Raw genomic sequence first — 618 nt, forward strand, 5'->3', positions numbered from 1 at the left:
CAACCACCTCAAGCCGCACTACCTCCGGCTAAAGAAAACCGTAAGAACGCCAAGTCCCGAACTATCAGCGCGATAGCTCAACGATTTGTTCTAAATGATGCCAGTAAGAGCGCAGACACGATAAAGGGAACGAAAACTACGCTCGACCTGTTCATTGAGGCTTTCGGAGACCTGCCCGTTAATCAGGTGACAGGAACGACCGCAGGCGACTTTCACGACTTACTCCTTGGGTTGCCTGCAACACATGGGAAATCTAAAAACCGCCTGCCCATTCGAAAAGCTGTAGAGGTCGCGAAAGAGCAAGGACTTGAGACTGTGAGTGGCAAAACGGTGAAGAATCACTTCTCCCGCTTGTCGTCTCTCTGGTCCGTACTCGTACAGCGCGAAATCGTCGCCAAAAACCCTTGGTCACAGTGGTCTTTCAACACAACGAAGAAGACGGAACGCCGGTGCTGGACCGATGAAGAATTGGCTCTTCTGACACAGGCACAATGGGAGCATCGCGGCATTTCCCGTCGGACCTATGCGGGGATAGTCAATGTGGCCCTTTATACTGGCCTCAGATTGGGCGAAATCTGCAATCTGCGCTGCCAAGATATCGAGAACGTACAGGGAATA

Annotated in this window: 1 pseudogene; it reads left to right on the top strand. The window is 51.8% G+C overall.

Annotated features, from left to right (window positions below):
• Nucleotides 1–618 (top strand): annotated as a pseudogene (locus tag GFJ39_RS14145) (integrase); the annotation flags it as partial.

The organism is Gluconobacter aidae (genome assembly GCF_009547075.1).
Classification (GTDB): Bacteria; Pseudomonadota; Alphaproteobacteria; order Acetobacterales; family Acetobacteraceae; genus Gluconobacter; species Gluconobacter aidae.